The 20,251-nt window shown below is 29.4% G+C and carries 21 protein-coding genes and 11 tRNA genes; 26 read left to right on the top strand and 6 right to left on the bottom strand.

The annotated features are described in order from the left end of the window. Positions 1-7: 7 nt before the first annotated feature. On the bottom strand, positions 8-616 hold the full coding sequence (yyaC, locus tag ACH36K_RS01775) for a spore protease YyaC (protein ID WP_411169310.1): 609 nt from the start codon (positions 614-616) through the stop codon (positions 8-10). Positions 617-674: 58 nt separating this feature from the next. After that, a complete protein-coding gene (locus tag ACH36K_RS01770; RefSeq protein WP_411169309.1) occupies positions 675-1,829 on the bottom strand; it encodes an aminotransferase class V-fold PLP-dependent enzyme in 1,155 nt (384 codons plus the stop codon). Between the two features lie 156 nt (positions 1,830-1,985). On the opposite strand from ACH36K_RS01770, the gene ACH36K_RS01765 reads away from it, so the two are divergent. From ACH36K_RS01765 to ACH36K_RS01715, 11 genes are all read left to right on the top strand, one after another. Beyond that, positions 1,986-2,225: a DUF3343 domain-containing protein gene (locus ACH36K_RS01765; RefSeq protein ID WP_411169308.1), complete on the top strand. Its 240-nt coding sequence runs from the start codon at positions 1,986-1,988 to the stop codon at positions 2,223-2,225. 20 nt (positions 2,226-2,245) lie between these two features. Next, the gene (locus ACH36K_RS01760; RefSeq protein ID WP_411169307.1) at positions 2,246-3,163 is read left to right on the top strand and encodes a mechanosensitive ion channel family protein; all 918 of its coding nucleotides are present in this window, start codon (positions 2,246-2,248) and stop codon (positions 3,161-3,163) included. A gap of 28 nt (positions 3,164-3,191) precedes the next feature. Further along, complete coding sequence (locus ACH36K_RS01755) at positions 3,192-3,377, top strand: DUF951 domain-containing protein (RefSeq protein WP_322382136.1); 186 nt, start codon at positions 3,192-3,194, stop codon at positions 3,375-3,377. 108 nt (positions 3,378-3,485) lie between these two features. After that, positions 3,486-3,773 carry a 30S ribosomal protein S6 gene (gene rpsF, locus ACH36K_RS01750; RefSeq protein WP_322458532.1) on the top strand — a complete coding sequence of 96 codons (288 nt, stop codon included), beginning with the start codon at positions 3,486-3,488 and terminating at the stop codon, positions 3,771-3,773. 14 nt (positions 3,774-3,787) lie between these two features. Then, positions 3,788-4,252, top strand: a complete 465-nt coding sequence (locus ACH36K_RS01745) for a single-stranded DNA-binding protein (RefSeq protein ID WP_322382190.1) — start codon at positions 3,788-3,790, stop codon at positions 4,250-4,252. Between the two features lie 27 nt (positions 4,253-4,279). Then, complete coding sequence (rpsR, locus tag ACH36K_RS01740; protein WP_322412549.1) at positions 4,280-4,522, top strand: 30S ribosomal protein S18; 243 nt, start codon at positions 4,280-4,282, stop codon at positions 4,520-4,522. A gap of 149 nt (positions 4,523-4,671) precedes the next feature. Next, positions 4,672-4,989, top strand: coding sequence for a MazG-like family protein (locus ACH36K_RS01735; RefSeq protein ID WP_322545412.1), 318 nt, complete (start codon positions 4,672-4,674; stop codon positions 4,987-4,989). A 4-nt stretch (positions 4,990-4,993) separates the two neighbouring features. Then, positions 4,994-6,961 carry a DHH family phosphoesterase gene (locus ACH36K_RS01730; RefSeq protein ID WP_411169306.1) on the top strand — a complete coding sequence of 656 codons (1,968 nt, stop codon included), beginning with the start codon at positions 4,994-4,996 and terminating at the stop codon, positions 6,959-6,961. Position 6,962: 1 nt separating this feature from the next. Further along, a complete protein-coding gene (gene rplI, locus ACH36K_RS01725) occupies positions 6,963-7,409 on the top strand; it encodes a 50S ribosomal protein L9 (RefSeq protein ID WP_411169305.1) in 447 nt (148 codons plus the stop codon). Between the two features lie 12 nt (positions 7,410-7,421). Then, positions 7,422-9,314 (top strand): Lon family ATP-dependent protease, encoded by a 1,893-nt coding sequence (gene lonC / locus ACH36K_RS01720; RefSeq protein ID WP_411169304.1) that lies wholly within the window; start codon positions 7,422-7,424, stop codon positions 9,312-9,314. 99 nt (positions 9,315-9,413) lie between these two features. Continuing rightward, positions 9,414-10,751 (top strand): replicative DNA helicase, encoded by a 1,338-nt coding sequence (locus ACH36K_RS01715; RefSeq protein ID WP_411169303.1) that lies wholly within the window; start codon positions 9,414-9,416, stop codon positions 10,749-10,751. 43 nt (positions 10,752-10,794) lie between these two features. On the opposite strand, the gene ACH36K_RS01710 is transcribed toward ACH36K_RS01715, so the two are convergent. Continuing rightward, complete coding sequence (locus ACH36K_RS01710) at positions 10,795-11,121, bottom strand: hypothetical protein (protein WP_411169302.1); 327 nt, start codon at positions 11,119-11,121, stop codon at positions 10,795-10,797. A 130-nt stretch (positions 11,122-11,251) separates the two neighbouring features. Between ACH36K_RS01710 and proC the strand changes: the two genes are divergently transcribed. The 4 genes from proC to ACH36K_RS01690 all read left to right on the top strand — a co-directional run bounded on the left by proC (position 11,252) and on the right by ACH36K_RS01690 (position 15,505). Then, on the top strand, positions 11,252-12,052 hold the full coding sequence (proC, locus tag ACH36K_RS01705; protein WP_411169301.1) for a pyrroline-5-carboxylate reductase: 801 nt from the start codon (positions 11,252-11,254) through the stop codon (positions 12,050-12,052). Positions 12,053-12,327: 275 nt separating this feature from the next. Further along, complete coding sequence (locus ACH36K_RS01700) at positions 12,328-13,617, top strand: adenylosuccinate synthase (RefSeq protein ID WP_411169300.1); 1,290 nt, start codon at positions 12,328-12,330, stop codon at positions 13,615-13,617. 211 nt (positions 13,618-13,828) lie between these two features. Then, positions 13,829-14,674, top strand: coding sequence for a hypothetical protein (locus ACH36K_RS01695; protein WP_411169299.1), 846 nt, complete (start codon positions 13,829-13,831; stop codon positions 14,672-14,674). An 81-nt stretch (positions 14,675-14,755) separates the two neighbouring features. After that, positions 14,756-15,505: an acyl-[acyl-carrier-protein] thioesterase gene (locus ACH36K_RS01690; RefSeq protein ID WP_411169298.1), complete on the top strand. Its 750-nt coding sequence runs from the start codon at positions 14,756-14,758 to the stop codon at positions 15,503-15,505. Positions 15,506-15,554: 49 nt separating this feature from the next. On the opposite strand, the gene ACH36K_RS01685 is transcribed toward ACH36K_RS01690, so the two are convergent. Further along, positions 15,555-16,799 (bottom strand): NAD(P)/FAD-dependent oxidoreductase, encoded by a 1,245-nt coding sequence (locus ACH36K_RS01685; protein WP_411169297.1) that lies wholly within the window; start codon positions 16,797-16,799, stop codon positions 15,555-15,557. 329 nt (positions 16,800-17,128) lie between these two features. On the opposite strand from ACH36K_RS01685, the gene ACH36K_RS01680 reads away from it, so the two are divergent. From ACH36K_RS01680 to ACH36K_RS01630, 11 genes are all read left to right on the top strand, one after another. Then, positions 17,129-17,203, top strand: a tRNA-Glu gene (locus tag ACH36K_RS01680). A gap of 5 nt (positions 17,204-17,208) precedes the next feature. Beyond that, positions 17,209-17,284 (top strand) — tRNA-Val (locus ACH36K_RS01675). A gap of 6 nt (positions 17,285-17,290) precedes the next feature. After that, positions 17,291-17,367, top strand: a tRNA-Asp gene (locus ACH36K_RS01670). 25 nt (positions 17,368-17,392) lie between these two features. Next, a tRNA-Glu gene (locus tag ACH36K_RS01665) sits at positions 17,393-17,467 on the top strand. 5 nt (positions 17,468-17,472) lie between these two features. Next, a tRNA-Val gene (locus ACH36K_RS01660) sits at positions 17,473-17,548 on the top strand. 6 nt (positions 17,549-17,554) lie between these two features. Next, positions 17,555-17,631 (top strand) — tRNA-Asp (locus ACH36K_RS01655). Positions 17,632-17,658: 27 nt separating this feature from the next. Next, positions 17,659-17,733 (top strand) — tRNA-Thr (locus tag ACH36K_RS01650). A 6-nt stretch (positions 17,734-17,739) separates the two neighbouring features. Continuing rightward, a tRNA-Glu gene (locus tag ACH36K_RS01645) sits at positions 17,740-17,814 on the top strand. A gap of 5 nt (positions 17,815-17,819) precedes the next feature. Further along, a tRNA-Val gene (locus tag ACH36K_RS01640) sits at positions 17,820-17,895 on the top strand. Between the two features lie 8 nt (positions 17,896-17,903). Then, positions 17,904-17,980, top strand: a tRNA-Asp gene (locus ACH36K_RS01635). Between the two features lie 29 nt (positions 17,981-18,009). Beyond that, positions 18,010-18,084: transfer RNA gene (locus ACH36K_RS01630), tRNA-Thr, on the top strand. Positions 18,085-18,176: 92 nt separating this feature from the next. Here the strand turns inward: ACH36K_RS01630 and ACH36K_RS01625 are convergent. Further along, complete coding sequence (locus ACH36K_RS01625; RefSeq protein WP_411170641.1) at positions 18,177-19,151, bottom strand: ATP-binding protein; 975 nt, start codon at positions 19,149-19,151, stop codon at positions 18,177-18,179. Next, positions 19,144-20,148: a DnaD domain protein gene (locus ACH36K_RS01620; RefSeq protein WP_411169296.1), complete on the bottom strand. Its 1,005-nt coding sequence runs from the start codon at positions 20,146-20,148 to the stop codon at positions 19,144-19,146. Before ACH36K_RS01620 ends, ACH36K_RS01625 begins: the two co-directional genes overlap by 8 nt. Positions 20,149-20,251 lie beyond the last annotated feature (103 nt).

The raw sequence follows: 20,251 nt of genomic DNA, 5'->3' as shown, positions 1-20,251 counted from the left end.
TGAGAGTTTAAAAGCTCTCATTTTTTTGTAGGTAATTTACCTTTGATGATTTATTAAGATATTTAAATTCTTTAGATACTTTTAATATAAAGTGGTATATTCCTTTAGATATACAGTCAGCTAGAGCCATTACTGTATATAATCTAGTATTTTGTAAAACTATAAATTCAAAATTTCCTCCAATATTAACAATTCCAGTTATACTTAAATCACCTATAGGTGGTAAGTCTTTATTTACAGCTAAGCCTGGGCGAATGGGTTCTTTATTCATAAAAACTTTACCTATATTACTAATTTTCCCTAAACAAGAGTCGATTGCTACTATATATGGATTATCAAAATTACAATTTATCTTATTGATAATGCCATTAATATTCTTAGAGTGGACGGGGCTTTCTAGAGAGCCGTAAATATGGATTTTATTATTAGAAATAAATTTTAATTTATATCCAATTAGTGGACCTAATGAATCCCCAGTACATCTATCTGTACCAATACAAACAAATATTATATCCCTATTATCAGCAAGTACATTTTTTAAATTTTTATATAAATAATCTCTAACTTCTAAATAAGCATTAGAAGATAATGAATCAATTGAAAAATTTTTATTCATAATAAAACCTCCCTCATTGAAATTATTGACAATAAGGAAGGTTGATATTCATAAAAAGCTATTTAGCTTTATTTATTTTATTTATAGAGTTTATAGTATAGTCTATTTCAGATTTCGTATTAAAGTAGCTAAGACTTAATCTTACTGTACCCGATGGAAAACTTCCTATAGTTTTGTGTGCGAGTGGTGCACAGTGTAATCCAGATCTATTTTTAATACCAAAGTCATTGTCAAGTGTGAAAGAAAGTTCTGCTGTATCCATATCCTTAATATTAAATGAAATACAAGAAGTGTAGTTATCACTATATATATCCTCATAAACAATGATATTATTCATATTAATAAGTTCATTAAGCAAGTATTTTCTTAAGAATCTATTTTTTTCATATATAGTATTTATACCTTCATCATTTATAAACTTAATTCCCTCAGTTAAGCCAACTATTCCAGGCATATTAATGGTTCCAGATTCAAACTTATCAGGTAAGAAATCCGGTTGAAATAATGAGTGAGATAAGCTTCCTGTTCCACCCAAAGTGTAAGGTTTACATATGTTGTTAAGTTTATCATCAATTATAAAACCACCAATGCCCTGAGGTCCAAATAAGCTTTTATGACCTGTGAAAGCTAAAGCATTTAAATTAAAATCTTTAAAATTTATATCTAAGACACCAGCCCCTTGAGCCGTATCTAATACAAATAAGATATCATTATTTTTACAAATAGCACCAATGTCCTTTATAGGCTGAATACTACCGACTACATTAGAAGCCTGATTTAAAACAATCATTTTAGTATTAGGTCTTATAAGTTTTTTTATGTCAACAGGAGAAATAAAACCGAATTTATTAGCATTAACTATATCTAGATCTATAAATCCATTTTCTTTTAAGTTATATAATGGTCTTAAAACTGAATTATGTTCCATTGAAGAGGATATAACATGGTCACCTAAAGAAAGTGAGCCATTAATTAGTATATTTAATGATGTAGTAATGTTATTAGTAAAAATAACATTTTCTATAGAATCAAATTTAAAAAAATCAGCAATTATGCTTCTAGCATCAAATAGAAGCCTATTAGTTTGAAGCGCATTATCATGATTTGATCTGCCTGGATTACCTCCAATATTTGTAAGGAAATTATATATAGAGTCAGCAACATTCTTAGGTTTAGGAAATGTTGTGCTTGCGTTGTCTAAATATATAGTCATAATTTACTCCTTTTATATGTAGTTATAACTAAATTATAAAATACTTTAATAGTATTTACAAAGTATTAAATTACATTATAAATATAATACTATTTAAATATAAAAATATATATAATATAATTAAAGGAATTAAAACTTACAAAATAGGAGGACACTATGAAATATTATATTATAGTTTTTAAAAATACTCTTGATGCTATGAGCGCAGAAAAGATATTGAAGGATGAAAATATTATTTTTAAAATGATGCCAACACCTACTGCAATAACTCAAAGTTGTGGTATTTGTGTTAGAATTGAGGAAAAAACATACATAGATAATATTATATCAAGAGATATTATAAGATATAAAAATATATACGAGAAAGATAAAAATGAATTTCAAGAAATTATTTAATATTTTTTTAGAGGTGAATTATGCAAAATTTCATGACTTTCGTTAGCCCGGTAATAGATAAAAATGGAAAATTAACTTTAAATGTAGATTGGGAGGCTGCGTGGGAAACTTCAATAAACACCTTAGAGTTTATATTAAACAAAGGTATAAGGCTTATATTGCTGATTGTTGTTATGTACTTAACTATAAAAATCGGTAATAAAATAATTGATAAGTTTGTGCAAAAACAAATCAAAAGCAAATTAAGTTTTTCTATGAATAGTCAAAAGGCTATTACTGTTGGTGCAATTTTAAAAAGCTCATTAAAATATGCAGTGTATTTTTCAAGTGGGGCAATAATAATTGGTAGTACATTTAAAGTATCAGCGGCTGTATTAAGTGCAGTAGGATTTGTAGTTGGTATAGGAGCTCAAAGTTTGGTAAAAGATATAATTAATGGGTTTTTCATACTGTTTGAAGATCAATATGGGGTCGGAGACCATGTAACAATAGGAAAGCATAGTGGTATAGTTGAAAACATAGGAATTAGATCTACTGTTTTAAGAGATTTTAGTGGGGATACTCATATTTTACCTAATGGAGTTATATTAGAAGCAACTAATCATTCAAGAGGAAATATGAGATTTATGGTGGATATTGAAATTGCATATGAAGAAGATGTAGATAATGCAATAAAATTAATAGAAGATACATGTAAGAAGTTTAAGAAGAAAAATAAAGATGAAGTTACAGATGATATTGAAGTACTAGGAGTAACTTCCTTAAATGCTTCAAGTGTTACAATAAGAGTAGTAGGAAAAGCAAAACCATTATCTCAATGGAAAATGGAAAGAGAATTAAGAAAAGATATAAAGAAAGCATTAGATGAAGAAGGGGTAGAAATACCGTATCCTAAGACTCAAATAGTAAATAATATAAATGATAATAAATATATTTAGCTTTAATTTAAATGGTTGGAGGTTTGAAATGGTAGAGACTTTTGATTTAGGGGATCTAGTAGAAATGAAAAAGCAGCATCCTTGTGGAAGTAAAGAATTTGAAGTAATAAGACTTGGAGCAGATATTAAGATAAAATGTACAGGTTGTGGAAGAATAATAATGTTACCAAGAAGTAAATTTCAAAAAGAAGCAAAAAAAATAGTTAATTTGTAGTAATTTAAATTTAAAACTTGCAAAAAAAAATGAATAATGCTACAATATTTAATTGTAATCCCTGCTGTGCAAAGCACAGCCAAGGTCCGAGGGGAGGAGGTGAAAATGATGAGAAAGTACGAAACTATATTCATACTACACCCATCATTAGACGAAGAAGCTTGTAAAGCTGCTATCGAAAAGTTTAAGGGTGTAATAGAAAACGGTGGAGGAACTATAGAAAATGTTGACGTTTGGGGTAGAAGAAAGCTTGCTTACGAAATTTCAAAAGTTAACGAAGGTTTCTATACATTAATCAACTTTAATGCTGATTCAGAACTACCTAAAGAATTAGACAGAGTATTCAGAATTACTGATGGTGTTTTAAGACACATCATAGTTAAACAAGAAGCGTAAGAGGTGATATTGTCATGAATAAGGTAATACTTATTGGAAGACTAACAAAAGATCCAGAGCTAAATTTTGCTGCTGGTAGTGGAACTGCTGTAACAAGATTTTCTTTAGCAGTAACAAGACCTTTCAAGAAGGATGAAACTGATTTTATCAACTGCATTGCTTTTGGTAAAACTGGTGAAACAATAGCACAATATCTTACAAAGGGCAGACAACTAGCTGTTACTGGAAGCATTAGAACTGGAAGTTATGATGCTAAGGATGGAACTAAGAGATACACTACTGATGTAGTTGTAGATTCTTTTGAGTTCATTGGATCAAGTAACAATGGTGGTGCTGGAAGAGATCAAGGTTCATTTAATAATAATGGATATGGCTCTTCAAATACGGGTTCTGATTATTCCAATCCATCAGGTAACTTTGGTGGAATGAATTTTGAGGAAGACATGACTCCTGTAGATGACGGAGATATGCCTTTCTAATAGTCTATTAAGAAGGAGGAAATTAGCATGAGAGATATGAAAAGATCTGGAAAAATGAGAAGATCTAAGAGAAAAGTATGTGCTTTTTGCGTAGAAAAGGCTGAAGCAATAGATTACAAAGATATTACTAAGCTAAGAAAGTTCGTTACAGAAAGAGGTAAGATATTACCAAGAAGAATTTCTGGAACTTGCGCTAAGCACCAAAGAGAATTAACAAGTGCTATAAAGAGATCAAGAAATATAGCATTATTACCATTCACAACTGAGTAATATAATAAACCCCTGACATATCAGGGGTTTTTTGTTATATTCATATAGAAAAGTTTTACAAATATTGTAATTGAGCTGATAATTTGTTGCATTAAGGGCAAATTATAATTAAAATATATATACAAGGGTTTAGTATAGGGGTGAGCATTGTGAAGAGGGATGATTTAAATATAATGGCTAATATAAAAATGATAGAAAAGTTAAAGGCAAATTTATTATGCATAATAGGGGAGTTCTATCATTTACTTACTAAGGGAAGTAATGTAGCTCAGGATGCAATTCTAAATTGCATATCGGGTGCTATACTTGTATTATATGTATTAGCTCAAAAATTAGGTTATTCATGTCAAGATGTAGATGATGACATGAAGAAAAAATTACAAGTAGGCATAGCAGAAGGTCATGAATATGAAAAAGATGGTAAGAGTTTAAGTAAACTTCAATTATATTTAAAGGAGCACCATTAATCTTATGATATGGAATGATTTAATTAAAAAAAGGCTTAAAACTATTATGGCTATAATTACACCACTGATGTTTGTAGGAGCTTGCATAGGATTTTATTATATAAAAAGTACTCTTTTAGGAACCATATTACTTCTTATATTCATTATATTCAATATAAGTGAGTATATGATTAAGGGAAAAAATGAAGATCATATTGAAGAAATAAAGGAAAATATAAATAGAGATATAAGTAGTAATATACTAAATTTGATATTTCCAGTTGCTTTAATAAAAGAATCAGGAGAAATTTTTTGGTGTAATAAAGAATTTGAAAAGTTTATACCAAATGAGGATCCTATAGGATTAAATGTAGTAAGCATAGCAAGAGGATTAAATTTATCTAGACTACTAACCTGTGATAAAGATTTACATCAAAAAATAAAAATAGTAGATTATTTATATAAGGTCTATGCAAGTAAAATAGAAAATTATGATATAAATGAAGATTTATATATAGTTTATTTTAACGATATAAGCAATTTGAAAAATATAGATAATACTAAAGAGAGTATAATGCTTATAGAGGTAGATAATCTTTCAGAATCCTTAGAAACTACAATAGATAGCGATAGACCTATGTTAGTTGCAGAAATTGAAAAAACAATAAACCTATATGCACAAAGACTTAAAGCTATGATAACAAAATATGATTCTAATAAATATGTACTCTCAGTACAAGATAAGTACATAGATGAAGAAATAAATAATAAGTTTAATATATTAGATGAGATATCTAATATTGATAGAGGAAATAAATTTGAAGTTACTTTAAGTATAGGAATTGGAAGAGGGGGCACTTGTCCTCTTGAAAATAATAATTTTGCAGTAACAGCAAAAGAGCTAGCCTTAGGTAGAGGTGGAGACCAAGTTGTTATTAAGAGTAATGAGAAAATAAAATTCTTTGGTGGTAATACAAGGGAAATAGAAAAAAGAACTAGAGTAAGAGCAAGAGTTATAGCACATGCATTAAAAGAATTAATATATGAAAGTAGCAATGTTTTTATTATAGGACATAAAAACCCTGATATGGATTGTTTTGGGTCATCAGTCGGTCTATCTTCTGTTGTAAAACAACTAGGTAAACCATGTAATATTATATTAGGTAATGAAACAACAGCAATCGATTATTTTATATCTAAATTAAAGAAAGATTCAAAATATGATAAATTGTTTATTTCACCAGAGGAAGCTTATGAACAAATTAATGAAAAGACACTTCTAATAATAGTTGATGTCCATAATAAGGGTTATATGCTAGATTTAGATATAGTAGAGAAGGCTCAAAGGAAAATAATAGTAGATCATCATAGAAGAAGTCCGGACATAGTAGAAGGTTCAATATTAAATTATATAGAAGTATATGCATCTTCTACATCTGAGATGGCAACAGAATTAATTCAATATATGGTTCAAAAGCCTAATTTATCAAGATTAGAAGCAGAAGGGTTACTAGCTGGAATATTTATGGATACAAAAGGTTTTTCAACTAAAGCTGGTGTCAGAACATTTGATGCTGCATCATTCTTAAGAGGATTGGGAGCAGATACAATTGAAGTTAAAAAGATGTTTATGGATGATCTTGATGATTACTTAATAATAGCAGATACTATAAGGTCAGCAGAAGTAACTAATGGATTAGCCATTGCAGTTGCACCTAAAAGAATGAAAAAGGGATTTATGGCAGCTAGGGCAGCAGATGAGCTTTTAAATATATCGGGCATAAATGTATGCTTTGTATTAGCAGAAATAAATGGAGATATAATTATAAGTGGAAGATCTATTGGAGAGGCCAATGTACAGGTAATATTAGAATCTATGGGTGGCGGTGGTCATATGAATATGGCAGGAGCACAATTAAACAATATATCAATAGATAATGCTATAAAAATACTTAAAAAATCAATAGAAAAACATTTAAAGGTGGGTGAATAACATGAAAGTAATTTTATTACAAGATGTTAAAAAGTTAGGAAAAAAAGGCGATGTTTTAGAGATATCAGATGGATATGCAAGAAATTTCTTATTTCCAAGGAAATTAGCAGAAGAAGCAAATAATAATAATATGCACATATTAAATACTAAAAAGGAAAATGAAAGAAAGAAAAAGTTAGCTGAGATAGAAGCCGCACAAAAGTTAGCTTCAGAGTTAAAAGGAAAAGAAGTTAAAATTGAAGCTAAAAGTGGTGAAAGTGGAAGATTATTTGGAGCAATAACAAGTAAAGATGTAGCAGAATTAATAAATAAGCAATTTAATTTATCAATAGATAAGAAAAAAATAGTTATGGATACAATAAAGGTTGCAGGTGGTTATGATATAGAAATAAAACTATATCCAGAAGTATCAACTAAGATGAAGTTAATAATTGTACCGCAATCATAAGGAGGACTAAGTTTGAAGACTTATGACGAAACAAATATAGAAAGTATATTAGATAGTGAGTTATCTTTAGATGCACAAGTAAATGTTATAAATCAAATATTAAAGAATGTATTAGATGAGGGCGCAGTAAGAGCAAGAACAGTTAGGTTTAAGCTTCAGAAGTATGCGAATTCTCCTAATATATGTGAAAGAGTATATGCTCTTAATGTAATAGCTTCAGATGGAAAAGGAATAAAGGCTGTTCCAAGTGAGAGTGAATTAAGAGGTGTATTAGAAGATACAATTTATTATATATCAGAAAATATAGCGAGAAAGTATGTTCAAAACAAGGTTGAAACCCAAGTTGAAAAGGCACTTCAAGAAAGACAAGACAAATTTATGGATGATATTAAATTATCTATAATAAAAAAACAAAAGGGGCCTGAAAGTGCTAAAACTACTAAGAAGCTAGAAAGATTAGAAGAGTTAGATTCGAAGAAGATTAATAAAAACGTAATGAGTCTTTTAAGACCAGAAAACTTTGAAGAAATAGTTGGGCAGGAAAGAGCTATAAAATCTCTAATATCAAAAATGTCATCACCATATCCACAACATATAATTTTATATGGACCACCTGGAGTTGGTAAGACTTCAGCAGCTAGATTAGCTTTAGAAGAAGCTAAAAAGTTAAATTTTACACCATTTGATAATGATTCAGAATTTGTTGAAGTTGATGGAACTACATTAAGATGGGATCCAAGAGAAATAACGAACCCATTATTAGGATCAGTTCATGACCCTATATATCAAGGTAGCAAAAAAGATTTAGCTGAAATTGGTGTTCCTGAGCCAAAAACAGGATTAGTAACAGAAGCTCATGGCGGAGTTCTATTTATAGATGAAATTGGTGAGTTAGACGAAATACTTCAAAATAAACTATTAAAAGTTTTAGAAGATAAAAGAGTTGAATATTCATCATCTTACTATGATCCAGATGATGAAAATACACCTCAATATATAAAATATCTTTTTGAAAAAGGAGCACCAGCTGATTTTGTTCTAATTGGTGCAACTACAAGAGAACCTGGCAAAATAAATCCAGCATTAAGATCAAGATGTACTGAGGTTTACTTTGAACCATTGTCAGCGAAAGATATTAAAGGCATAATAGAAAATGCAGCTAAAAAATTAAATGTTGAATTAGAAGATGGAATAGCTGAGTTTATTAGTAGATATACTATAGAAGGAAGAAAAGCAGTTAATATATTAGCTGATGCATATGGCTATTCATTATATAATTCAAAAGAAAATAAAAATAATATAATTACACTTAAAGATGTAGAAGAGGTTATTTCTATAGGAAGATATGTACCATATGAAATAATAGAGGATATAGATAAATCTGAAATAGGCCATACTTATGGATTAGGAGTTAGTGGCTTTATAGGATCAACATTAGAAATAGAATCAGTTGTATTTGAATCTAAAAAGCCAGGAATGGGTACTGTGAAGTTTAATGATACAGCAGGATCTATGGCAAAGGATTCAGTTTTCAATGCTGCATCAGTTATTAGAAGAATAACTGATAAAGATATAAAAGATTACGATATACATGTAAATGTTGTCGGTGGTGGTAGAATAGACGGACCATCAGCTGGTGCCGCTATTACTATTTCAATAATAAGTGCATTATTAGAAAGACCTATAAGACAGGATATAGCAATAACGGGAGAAATATCTTTAAAAGGAAATATAAAGCCGGTAGGTGGAATATTTGAAAAGATATATGGAGCAAGAAGAAAAGGTATAAAACTAGTAGTAATTCCTAAGGCTAATGAAAAGGAAATACCATTAGAATTAAATGATATAGAAGTTAAAGCTATAAGTAATATAGAAGAATTAATGGATATAGTATTTGAAAAATAAACTAATTAATTAAGCTTCCTTTATTGGAAGCTTAATTTTATTTTATATAATCTAAAAGTTTGATATAATATATTATTATGAAGAGGAAGGAGGTTACATATGGAAGCACCAATAATGAGAAGTTTACCTCAAAGTTTAGAGGCAGAGCAATCAGTAATAGGATCTATGATAATAGATAAAAGTGCTATTGCAAAATCATTAGAAAAATTAAATGAAGATGACTTCTATAGAGATGGGCATAAGGTTATATTTAAAGCTATTAGAGAAATGTTTTCGCAAGATATGGCTGTTGACCTAGTAACCTTATTAGAATACTTAAAATCAACGGATAAGTTAGATAAGGCCGGCGGAGTTACATACATATCAGAAATAAGTTCATCTGTAATTACTACAGCAAATCTCGAAGCCTATATAAAAATAGTAGCAGACAAATCATTACTAAGAAAACTAATAAAATCATCTACAGCAATTATAGAAGAAAGCTATAACAAACAAGATAAAGTAGATGATGTGCTAGATTCTGCTCAAAAAAAGATTTTTGATTTAGCAGAAAAGCAAGGATCAAATGATTATGAACCTCTATCAAATGTATTAGAAAGAGGATTCTTAGAGATTGAAAGGCTATTTAATAATAAAGGATCTATAACTGGAGTTGGATCAGGAATAAGAGACTTAGATGCTAAAACATCAGGTTTTCAGAAGGGGGATATGGTTCTTATTGCAGCTAGACCTTCTATGGGGAAAACTACATTTTCACTAAATATAGCTGAAAATGCTGCATTAAGGGAAGGAAAAAGTGTAGTTGTATTTTCTCTGGAAATGTCTAAGGAGCAGTTAGCTTACAAATTGCTTTGTTCAGAGGCTAATGTAGATATGCTAAAGCTTAGAACAGGTAATTTAGATGATGAGGATTGGGAGAGAATAGCAAGGGCAACAGGACCTTTATCTAAAGCAAAGATATACATTGATGATACTGCAGGTCTAAGTGTAATGGAAATGAGATCTAAGTGTAGAAAAATAAAAATGGAACATGGCATAGATATGATACTTATAGACTATCTACAGCTTATGAGCGGTAGTTCAGGAAGTGAAAGTAGGCAACAGGAAGTTTCAGAAATATCTAGGTCTATAAAAGCATTAGCTAAAGAGATGGAATGTCCTGTAATAGCCCTATCACAGTTATCACGTGCTCCTGAACAAAGAGCTGACCATAGACCGATGCTTTCGGATTTAAGAGAATCAGGGTCAATAGAGCAGGATGCTGACGTTGTTATGTTCCTATATAGAGATGAATACTATAATAAAGAAACAGAAGAAAAAAATATAGGAGAATGTATTATAGCAAAACAGAGAAATGGTCCAGTAGGAACTGTTAAGATGGCATGGATAGGTGCTCATAGTAAGTTTGCTAATTTAGAGTTAGTTTATAAAGACTAAATAAAGCTATGCAAATGCATAGCTTTATTTTATAAATTTAATTTTAAATTTTTGGAATTTTAAAGTAAATTAAATTAGCGCAAACGATGTTTTTAATTTTGTCTATATCTACATTTTCCAAATAGAATACTCTTTTTAAATTTACTTTATTATTTTTATTTTTTAAGGAGAGATTTAATATAAGAAAATTATTTACATATTTTATTAAAATTTCTTCCTTAGTTAAATCTCTAAGATAAATATAGATATCATAAAACTTATCTTTATTGACTAATTTAATAATAGGTTTTACATTTTCCTCTAAAGGATTAAAGTTTAATAAGTTATCTATTTTACTTTCTAGATCAATAAGCAATAAAGTATCTTTCATAACTAATCCCTCCTTACAAATAGTTTGTAACTATAATATAAAGCTATTCTATGAGTATAATGGGGGAATTTATAAATAATAATTAATTAAGAAAATTATTAACAATGATTTTAATAAGAAGGTGAATATATTGAATAAAAAAATAGGATTTATAGGCTGCGGAAACATGGGAAAAGCAATGCTTAAAGGGCTTTTAAGTTCAGAAGAGATAAGCAGTAAAGATATAATTATTTCAACAAGAAGTGAAGAATCTAGGGATAAAATATTAAAGGAGTTTGAAGTAAAATGTACCCTTAGTAATATAGAAGTAGCAAAAGAGTCAGAAATATTATTTTTAGCTGTAAAGCCAAATATGTATAAGCAAATCATAGAAGAAATTAAAAACTTTCTAAAGGATGATGTTATCATAATATCTATAGCAGCAGGAATAAGTATATCAGATATAGAAAATTTCTTAGATAAGGATTATAAAATTGTAAAAACTATGCCAAATACTCCAGCATTAGTAGGTGAAGGAATGTCTGCTATATGTCCAAATTCAAATTTAAAAAAAGAAGAACTTAAATATATATGCAATCTTTATGAAAATTTTGGGGAATATGAAATTTTAGAAGAAAAATATTTTGATGCATTTACAGCTTTATGCGGATCTTCGCCAGCCTATGTATTTATGTTTATAGAAGCTATGGCTGATGCTGCTGTAAAGCTTGGGATACCAAGAAATAAGGCATATAAAATGGCTGAACAAAGTATATTAGGATCAGCAAAATTAGCATTAGAAACAGGAAAACACCCAGGTGAACTTAAGGATATGGTTTGCTCACCAGGAGGAACAACTATAGAAGCGGTAGCAGAATTAGAGAAAAGTGGATTTAGAAGTTCAGTAATAAAAGCTATGGAAGTATGTGCTGAAAAATATAACAATATGTAAGTTAAAGGGAGTAATTTAATTACTCCCTTTAACTATAAAAAATTATATTTCGGAAAATTTACTTTTGTAGAATAATTAAATTCATTTTAATAGAAACTAAAGATTGATAGACAATTATACAAATATTAATACGAATTATATAAATAAAATATAAAAAAATATTCGCGAAATGGTTGAAACTTTATTTTTACTTTGCTAATATGGTAGGTGGAAATTAATATTAATTAATTTATAAATAAAGGACTTATGAGTCCTTTTATAAGGAGGCAATATAAATGTCAGCATTTGTTGTTCTAGGAGCTCAATGGGGAGATGAAGGTAAAGGTAAAATGACTGATTACTTAGCAGAAGAAGCAGAGGTAATAGTTAGGTTTCAAGGTGGAAATAATGCAGGGCACACTGTTGAAGTTGGAGAAAAGCAATATAAACTTCATTTAATCCCTTCAGGAATATTATATGATAATAAATTAAATATTATAGGAAATGGTGTTGTAGTAGATCCAAAAGCTTTATTTACAGAAATAGATTATTTAGAAGGTGAAGGAGTTAAAGTTACTCCAGAAAAACTTATAATAAGCGATAGAGCACATGTTATAATGCCATATCACAAAGTTTTAGATAAACTAAAGGAAAAAGCAAGAGGAAAAAATGATATAGGAACAACTGGTAAAGGTATAGGACCTTGTTATACAGATAAGTTTGAAAGATGTGGAATAAGAATTTGTGATCTTATAAATGAAAGAATATTAAAAGAAAAATTAAAAGAAAATATAGAAGTGAAGAATGAATACATAACAAAGGTTCTAGGTGGAGAAGCTTTAAATTATGATGAGATTCTTTCAGAATATTTAGAGCTAGCAGAAAGATTAAGAGCATATGTACAAGATACATCTGTTAGATTATATGATGAAATAAAAGAAGATAAAACAGTACTATTTGAAGGAGCACAAGGAATGCTTCTAGATATAGATTATGGTACATATCCATATGTAACATCATCAAATACTACAGCTTGTGGGGTTGCTAGCGGGTCAGGGATAGGACCTACTATGGTAACAAACGCAGTTGGTATTGCAAAAGCATATACTACAAGAGTTGGTAAGGGTCCATTTCCAACAGAATTAGATAATGAAATAGGGGAATGGATAAGAGAAAAAGGACATGAATATGGTGTTACTACAGGCAGATCAAGAAGATGTGGATGGTTAGATGCTGTTATATTAAAAACTACAGTAAGAGTATCAGGATTAACTTCTTTATGTGTAACTAAAATTGATACTTTAGCAGGATTAGAAAGCCTAAAAATATGTGTTGGATATAAGTTTAATGATAAAGTTATAGACTATTTTCCAGCAAGCTTAGAAGACTTAGCTAAATGTGAACCAATATATGAAGAATTCGAAGGTTGGGGAGATGAGGTAGCTGAGGCTAGAAGTTATGAAGAGTTACCAGAAAATGCGAAAAAGTATTTATGTAGAATAGAGGAACTTACTGAAACTAAAATATCTATAGTTGGTGTAGGTCCAAGAAGAGATCAAACTATAAGAGTAACAAAAGAATTATAATATATAAGAGATTACTATAAATTTTTTGTAGTAATCTCTTCATTTATATTCAAATAAAAAATAATAGTAAATAATTTGAAATAAATTATTAATTATAATAAAATATAATGTGTAAAAAAATATATTTACTTAAAATAATGTAAATAATTCTAGTCTAAGTTAATATATTAATATGGAATTATAAAATATAAAATATAAAAGAGGTGAAATTGTGGAAGAGAAAAGAAGTTATTTATCAGTTTCTGAAATACTATCAAAAGCTTTTTATATATCTAAAAATAATATTACAGAAATTTTAAAAGTTATAGGAATATTTATTTTACCTACAATGGTAATACTTATTGGAACGATATTCGCTATCGCTTTATCGAGTTTTCTTAAAATATCTTATTCATATTCGTATTCATATTTTGATAGAGATATTCCTTTCATTGGGATAGGAACAATTCTAATAATACTCCTTTTAACTACATTAGCTAGTTTAATAATGATGTATGCAAATGCCGTCATTATTAAACTTTTAGATGATGCAAATAAAGGAAAAGAAGTAAGTTGGAGAAGTGCTAATATATATGTTTGGCAAAGAAAGTGGAGTATAATAGGATTAAATATTTTAATATACCTAATGCTTTTGGCAGCAATGGTAAGCCTGATTTTAGTTACAGTATTATTAGCCTTTTTAACTATAGGTATTGGATTAATTATATTAATTCCATTATTTATTGCTATAGTGGTTATAATGAGACCATTTGTATTTTTGTTTAACTCTATGCTAATAGTAAGAGATTTAACAATTACTGAATCTATAGGAGAAACCTTCAGATTATTTAAAAAGGGATACTTCTGGACAACTATAGGAAAATTAGCAGCGATATCGGGAATAATAATTGGATTTGGAATAGTTTTAACAATTGGTAATATTATTATACCTATTTTAGGAATGATATTAGCACTTATAGGTCAATTTTTAATTCAAGCATATACAAGGGCATATTTAAATATATTAGTATGGGATAGAAATGAAGAGGTAGAGATTCTTATAGATCCTATATTATAAACAAAGGTTTTGAGAATTAAATAAACTTAAATAAACTCTGTAGAATTACAGAGTTTTAAATTTAAAATTAGGAGCAACGAAATGGGAAAAATTTATAGTAAAGAATATGAATTACATTATTATGATGTGGATAGTAATTTAAAATGCTCTATAGCAACAATATTAAATATTTTATCTGATATAGGTACGAAACAGTCAGAAGAATTAGGATCAGGAATGGAAGGACTATTAAAAAATAATATGACTTGGGTATTTTATAATTATAATGTAAGAGTTAATAGATATCCTATGTACGGAGAAAAACTTCTAGTTAAAACGGAGCCAGCTGGATTTAAAAAGTTTTATGCTATAAGAAAGTATGAAATAAAAGATGAAAGTGGGAATTTAGTAGTAGAGGCTAATGCTATATTTTTACTTATTAATTTGGAAAAAAGAAGAACTATGAGAATCCCCTTAGAACAATATGAGATATATGGATTAAAGGGAGATATAGACGGAGAATTTAAAATACCTAAGTTAGAAAAGCTTAAAGAGGTAACGTATGAAAGAAAATTTAGCGTTAGATATACGGATATAGACTTTAATAAACATGTAAATAATACAAAGTATGTAGAGTGGGCTATAGAATCTTTGCCAGAGGATATAGTTAAAAACTATAAGTTAGAAGAAATTAAGGTTACTTTTGAAAAGGAATGTAAATATGGAGAAGAAATTAAGTCATTATCAAGTTTTATAAAAGAAGAGGATGGTTCTTTAACTACTATACATAGAATAGAAACCTTCGATAATAAAGAATTAACCAAGTTAATAGCTCATTGGAGAAAATATTAAAAAGGTTAATAAACAGATAAAATTCTGTTTATTAACCTTTAATTTTATATTAGGAATTTGCAATTGTTTTTGCAACAGAGGATCCTGAGCTCCAAGCCCATTGAAGATTAAAACCTCCACAATCACCATCTACATCTAGGATTTCACCACAAAAATATAGATTTTCAACTAATTTAGATTCTAATGTTTTAGGATTAACATCTTTAGTATCTACTCCACCTATAGTAACTTGAGCTTGATTGAATCCATTAGTATCTGTGCATTTAAACTTCCAATATTTCAATAAATTAATAAGCCTTTTTTTTTCATCCCAAGCTAAATCGTAGCAAGGAGAATGTAAATTTAATATATTTGCTTCTTTTAAAAGTGTAGGAATTAATTTTTTATTAACTATTCCAATAAGAGCATCTATAATTGGTCTATGAGAAAACATAGCAAAGTGTCCTTCTAGGAAATCCTCAACTTCACTAAGTGATTGGTTAGGCATCATATCAACAACTATTTCAACTTTTTTTGTTTTTAGTAATGCTTTTGAAGCATGCCCTGAAAGTTGTAAAATTGGAGGTCCTGATATACCATAATCAGTAAACAATATTTCTCCAAACTCTTTTCTTACAGGTTTACCGTCAACTAGTAATATTGCATATCCATCAAACTTTACTCCTGTTATTGATTTTAGATAAGGGTTATCTAATTTTAGTTGAACTATTCCAGGAATAGTTTTAATTATAGAATGACCAAAAGATTTAGCTAAATTATATCCGGAGCCATCAGAACCAGTCTTAATTGCAGATTTTCCCCCACAGGCTAAAATTAATTTATTACATGTGAATAACTTATTCTCTTCATTGCCTGTGGATAATTTAAAGATTTTCTTCTTGTGGATATCTTTTACTTTGCAGTTTGTGTATAAGGGAATATTCCTATCTTCTAACGCTAATTTTAATATATCTACAACTGATGAAGCTTGTAGCGACCTAGGATACACCTTGCCATTTTGTAACTCTATTATTGGAAGACCTAATGATAAAAAGAAATTTTCTGTATCATTTATATCAAAATTAGATAATACATTAGAAAAAAATCCTGTATTTTCACTATGATAAGAAAGGAAAGGGAAAGAAATAGTTCTATTAGATATATTACATCTTCCATTTCCAGTAGTGAGTATTTTTTTGCCTATCCTATCAGTTCCTTCAACTATGGCGACGTCTAAACCAAAATCTTTAGCTGTAATTGCAGCAACTAATCCAGAAGCACCACCACCAACTATAATTAAATCATGATGTATCATAATTAAAATCTCCTTAAAATAATATAATAAATATAATTCTATCATAGTAATATAACTTATCAAATATGGGATACTAAATTAGAGGACTAGAATGTATATAAATGCTTTAAATATAAGCAGTATATTTTTATTAATATAAAAGTGTCTAAAAAATCAAAATAAGCTAACAAAAGTCTTAAATTACTAGTATGAAAATATAGATAACCAAAGTATTTTAAAAATAAAAAAAAAAGTTGTTAAAAAGTGTTGACACTATATTAAAATTTAGGTATTATAGTTTATGTGCTCGCCGAGCGAATAGCGAGTAACAATAAGCTAAAAACAAACATGGCTCCTTGGTCAAGCGGTCAAGACACCACCCTTTCACGGTGGTAACAGGGGTTCGATTCCCCTAGGAGTCACCATTTATGGAAGCATAGCTCAGCTGGGAGAGCATCTGCCTTACAAGCAGAGGGTCACAGGTTCGATCCCTGTTGTTTCCACCATAATCTGGCTCAGTAGCTCAGTTGGTTAGAGTGCCGGCCTGTCACGCCGGAGGTCGAGGGTTCGAGCCCCTTCTGAGTCGCCACTTTAAAGTGATACAAAATAAATATGGCTCCTTGGTCAAGCGGTCAAGACACCACCCTTTCACGGTGGTAACAGGGGTTCGATTCCCCTAGGAGTCACCATTCATGGAAGCATAGCTCAGCTGGGAGAGCATCTGCCTTACAAGCAGAGGGTCACAGGTTCGATCCCTGTTGTTTCCACCATAATCTGGCTCAGTAGCTCAGTTGGTTAGAGTGCCGGCCTGTCACGCCGGAGGTCGAGGGTTCGAGCCCCTTCTGAGTCGCCACTTTAAAGTGATAAATATATAATAAATGCTGGCATGGCTCAACGGTAGAGCAGCTGACTTGTAATCAGCAGGTTGTAGGTTCGATTCCTATTGCCAGCTCCATTATATGGCTCCTTGGTCAAGCGGTCAAGACACCACCCTTTCACGGTGGTAACAGGGGTTCGATTCCCCTAGGAGTCACCATTCATGGAAGCATAGCTCAGCTGGGAGAGCATCTGCCTTACAAGCAGAGGGTCACAGGTTCGATCCCTGTTGTTTCCACCATAAATTTTGGCTCAGTAGCTCAGTTGGTTAGAGTGCCGGCCTGTCACGCCGGAGGTCGAGGGTTCGAGCCCCTTCTGAGTCGCCACTTTAAGTGATAAGAAATATATAATATGTGCTGGCATGGCTCAACGGTAGAGCAGCTGACTTGTAATCAGCAGGTTGTAGGTTCGATTCCTATTGCCAGCTCCAGAAGCTTTGGAATATTTTCCAAAGCTTTTTGTTTTTTTAAAATATTTTTGTAAGATAGATAAAAAATAAAAGAAGATAGGAATAGTAAATTCCTATCTTCTTTTTAAGTTTAATTGAATTCTTATGTCTTCAGCGTAAAACTTATATAACTTAAAATTACCAAGTAATCTAGAAGAAATTCTTTCCGTATATGTTTTTCTAATATCAAATAGAGTTAAATTTGTTGATATTAGCATTTTCTTCTTCTTTAATAATTTTTTATTTAATAGATTAAAAAATTCAGTAGCTGAAAAATCAGTTATTTGCTCTGCACCTAAGTCATCTATAATTAATAAATCACAGTTAATTAAAAAATTTTCTAATTCCATATTACCATTAAATCGTATATCCCTTAGGTTTTTAATTAACTCATCTATAGTCCTGTAAACAACTAAATATCCTTCATCAAGAAGCTCCTTAGCTACACAGCAGCTTAAAAAAGTTTTTCCAGTTCCAGAATCACCATAAAATAGTATATTATCATTAGTATTATTAAAATTATGAATAAAATCTCCTTTTAAATATTGAATAATATTTTCAATATTTTTTCTAGGTGTAAATTTATCATCACTTATTTTATGATTAGAAAATAAAGAAATATCAAGAGCATTAAAGTTAATTTCTTTTAAGGTATCTTCTAAATCAGAGTCTTTATAGTATAATTCTATTAACTTTTTCTTATAACAAGAGCATTTGTTAATTCCAATATACCCTTCATCTTTACATTTTGGACATCTATAATGAAGACTTAAATATTCTTGACTATATCCTCTAGAGACTAAAGCTTCACATTTTTTAAATCTTAAATCTGTTATTTCCTCTTTAATTTTCTTTAAAGAATTCTCATCTAAGCCCTTTAATATAGACAAAGATAAATTTAAAGACTTTTTTTGAATTAAATTATCTAGCTGTAAAATCTCAGGATATTTTTCTTCTATTTCTTTTCGTCTATTATTTAAATTTTTTTGTTCCTCAATCTTTATATTTTCATATATTGAAGTTAAATCTTTTTCATATCCTTTAATCATCATTATCCCATCCTAACAGTTTCTTTTCTAAAGAATCATAATCATAGTCACGGCCTTTAAAATTATCAAATCTTAATTTAGGCTTGTTAAAATTATTTGAATTAGAATTAGCATAATTTTTCTTTGAAGATAGATTCTTATAAGAGACCTCTTTTTCTTCGATCTGCTTTAGGCTTCTTAAGTTATCTTTGTTCCAACTTGATAATATTCCATCTATATATTTAAAATCCGCTCTATTTAGCCTTTGAAAACAAATATCACAAGCTTTTTTTATTATATCTAATGAAAAACCATAATTTGTAGTCCATTTTTCTAACATATCTTCCTGAGGCTTCATTATATCTGTATTTCTAATTCCTAAAAATTTAAGTATTTCTCTGTAGGTTCCCCATTTATCTTCTGTTTTTCTTATATAATTTTGTGCATCATCAATAGTTTTTATTTTCATTTCGTTCCATGCTAGTGCTACTTTTTCTATATATCTATGGTTAGTTTTACCCTTAGAAACACAAAATTCAATTATTAGAAGGATTAATTCAGAAGAAAAATTAAAATCTTTTTTCCATCCTATATAAGTTGTAAACTCGCTAGGGGATAGAGGTCTACCCAGTAGTCTTTCTATATCCTTCAACATACCATTATTAGTTTCATCTGAAAGTTCTGCTAATAAGTTAATTTCACTTTTATCAACATTATTATCAGAAGATAGATCTATAAATTCTATATCAAAGTTTCCCATTTTATCAATTGGGATTAGCCTTATAACACCTTCATCATTCCAATAATTAAGTGCATTTATTATATCAGACTCTAATAGATTTAATGATGTAGCTAATATTGAGGCATTAACTCCAATTTCACCAGTAAAATTATATTTAAGCATTAAAAGATATACTTTAATAAATTCTCCTCGAGCTTTAGGCATATATTTTTCAATAAATATATTACTTATAGGAGTAAATTTTAAAGGCTTTGATTTAAGCATGAAAGTGCTCATAATTACAACCACCTTTCTAACAGTAATATTGCAATAACATAATTATAACAAAGTGGAGTAATAGGCTCAACAAAACTATAGAATATATAAAAAGAATATTATT

The sequence above is a fragment of the Clostridium sp. MB05 genome (assembly GCF_046581255.1).
Taxonomy (GTDB): Bacteria; Bacillota; Clostridia; order Clostridiales; family Clostridiaceae; genus Clostridium.
Note: the sequence above shows the minus strand (reverse complement) of the source record. Positions and strands in the feature narration are given on the sequence as shown.

What these genes read in the sequence shown, in the direction of transcription:
- yyaC (WP_411169310.1), bottom strand. Translation starts at nt 616, where the DNA reads ATGAATAAAAATTTTTCAATTGATTCATTATCTTCTAATGCTTATTTA.
- ACH36K_RS01770 (WP_411169309.1), bottom strand. Translation starts at nt 1,829, where the DNA reads ATGACTATATATTTAGACAACGCAAGCACAACATTTCCTAAACCTAAG.
- ACH36K_RS01765 (WP_411169308.1), top strand. Translation starts at nt 1,986, where the DNA reads ATGAAATATTATATTATAGTTTTTAAAAATACTCTTGATGCTATGAGC.
- ACH36K_RS01760 (WP_411169307.1), top strand. Translation starts at nt 2,246, where the DNA reads ATGCAAAATTTCATGACTTTCGTTAGCCCGGTAATAGATAAAAATGGA.
- ACH36K_RS01755 (WP_322382136.1), top strand. Translation starts at nt 3,192, where the DNA reads ATGGTAGAGACTTTTGATTTAGGGGATCTAGTAGAAATGAAAAAGCAG.
- rpsF (WP_322458532.1), top strand. Translation starts at nt 3,486, where the DNA reads ATGAGAAAGTACGAAACTATATTCATACTACACCCATCATTAGACGAA.
- ACH36K_RS01745 (WP_322382190.1), top strand. Translation starts at nt 3,788, where the DNA reads ATGAATAAGGTAATACTTATTGGAAGACTAACAAAAGATCCAGAGCTA.
- rpsR (WP_322412549.1), top strand. Translation starts at nt 4,280, where the DNA reads ATGAGAGATATGAAAAGATCTGGAAAAATGAGAAGATCTAAGAGAAAA.
- ACH36K_RS01730 (WP_411169306.1), top strand. Translation starts at nt 4,994, where the DNA reads ATGATATGGAATGATTTAATTAAAAAAAGGCTTAAAACTATTATGGCT.
- rplI (WP_411169305.1), top strand. Translation starts at nt 6,963, where the DNA reads ATGAAAGTAATTTTATTACAAGATGTTAAAAAGTTAGGAAAAAAAGGC.
- ACH36K_RS01715 (WP_411169303.1), top strand. Translation starts at nt 9,414, where the DNA reads ATGGAAGCACCAATAATGAGAAGTTTACCTCAAAGTTTAGAGGCAGAG.
- ACH36K_RS01710 (WP_411169302.1), bottom strand. Translation starts at nt 11,121, where the DNA reads ATGAAAGATACTTTATTGCTTATTGATCTAGAAAGTAAAATAGATAAC.
- ACH36K_RS01700 (WP_411169300.1), top strand. Translation starts at nt 12,328, where the DNA reads ATGTCAGCATTTGTTGTTCTAGGAGCTCAATGGGGAGATGAAGGTAAA.
- ACH36K_RS01690 (WP_411169298.1), top strand. Translation starts at nt 14,756, where the DNA reads ATGGGAAAAATTTATAGTAAAGAATATGAATTACATTATTATGATGTG.
- ACH36K_RS01685 (WP_411169297.1), bottom strand. Translation starts at nt 16,799, where the DNA reads ATGATACATCATGATTTAATTATAGTTGGTGGTGGTGCTTCTGGATTA.
- ACH36K_RS01625 (WP_411170641.1), bottom strand. Translation starts at nt 19,151, where the DNA reads ATGATTAAAGGATATGAAAAAGATTTAACTTCAATATATGAAAATATA.
- ACH36K_RS01620 (WP_411169296.1), bottom strand. Translation starts at nt 20,148, where the DNA reads ATGAGCACTTTCATGCTTAAATCAAAGCCTTTAAAATTTACTCCTATA.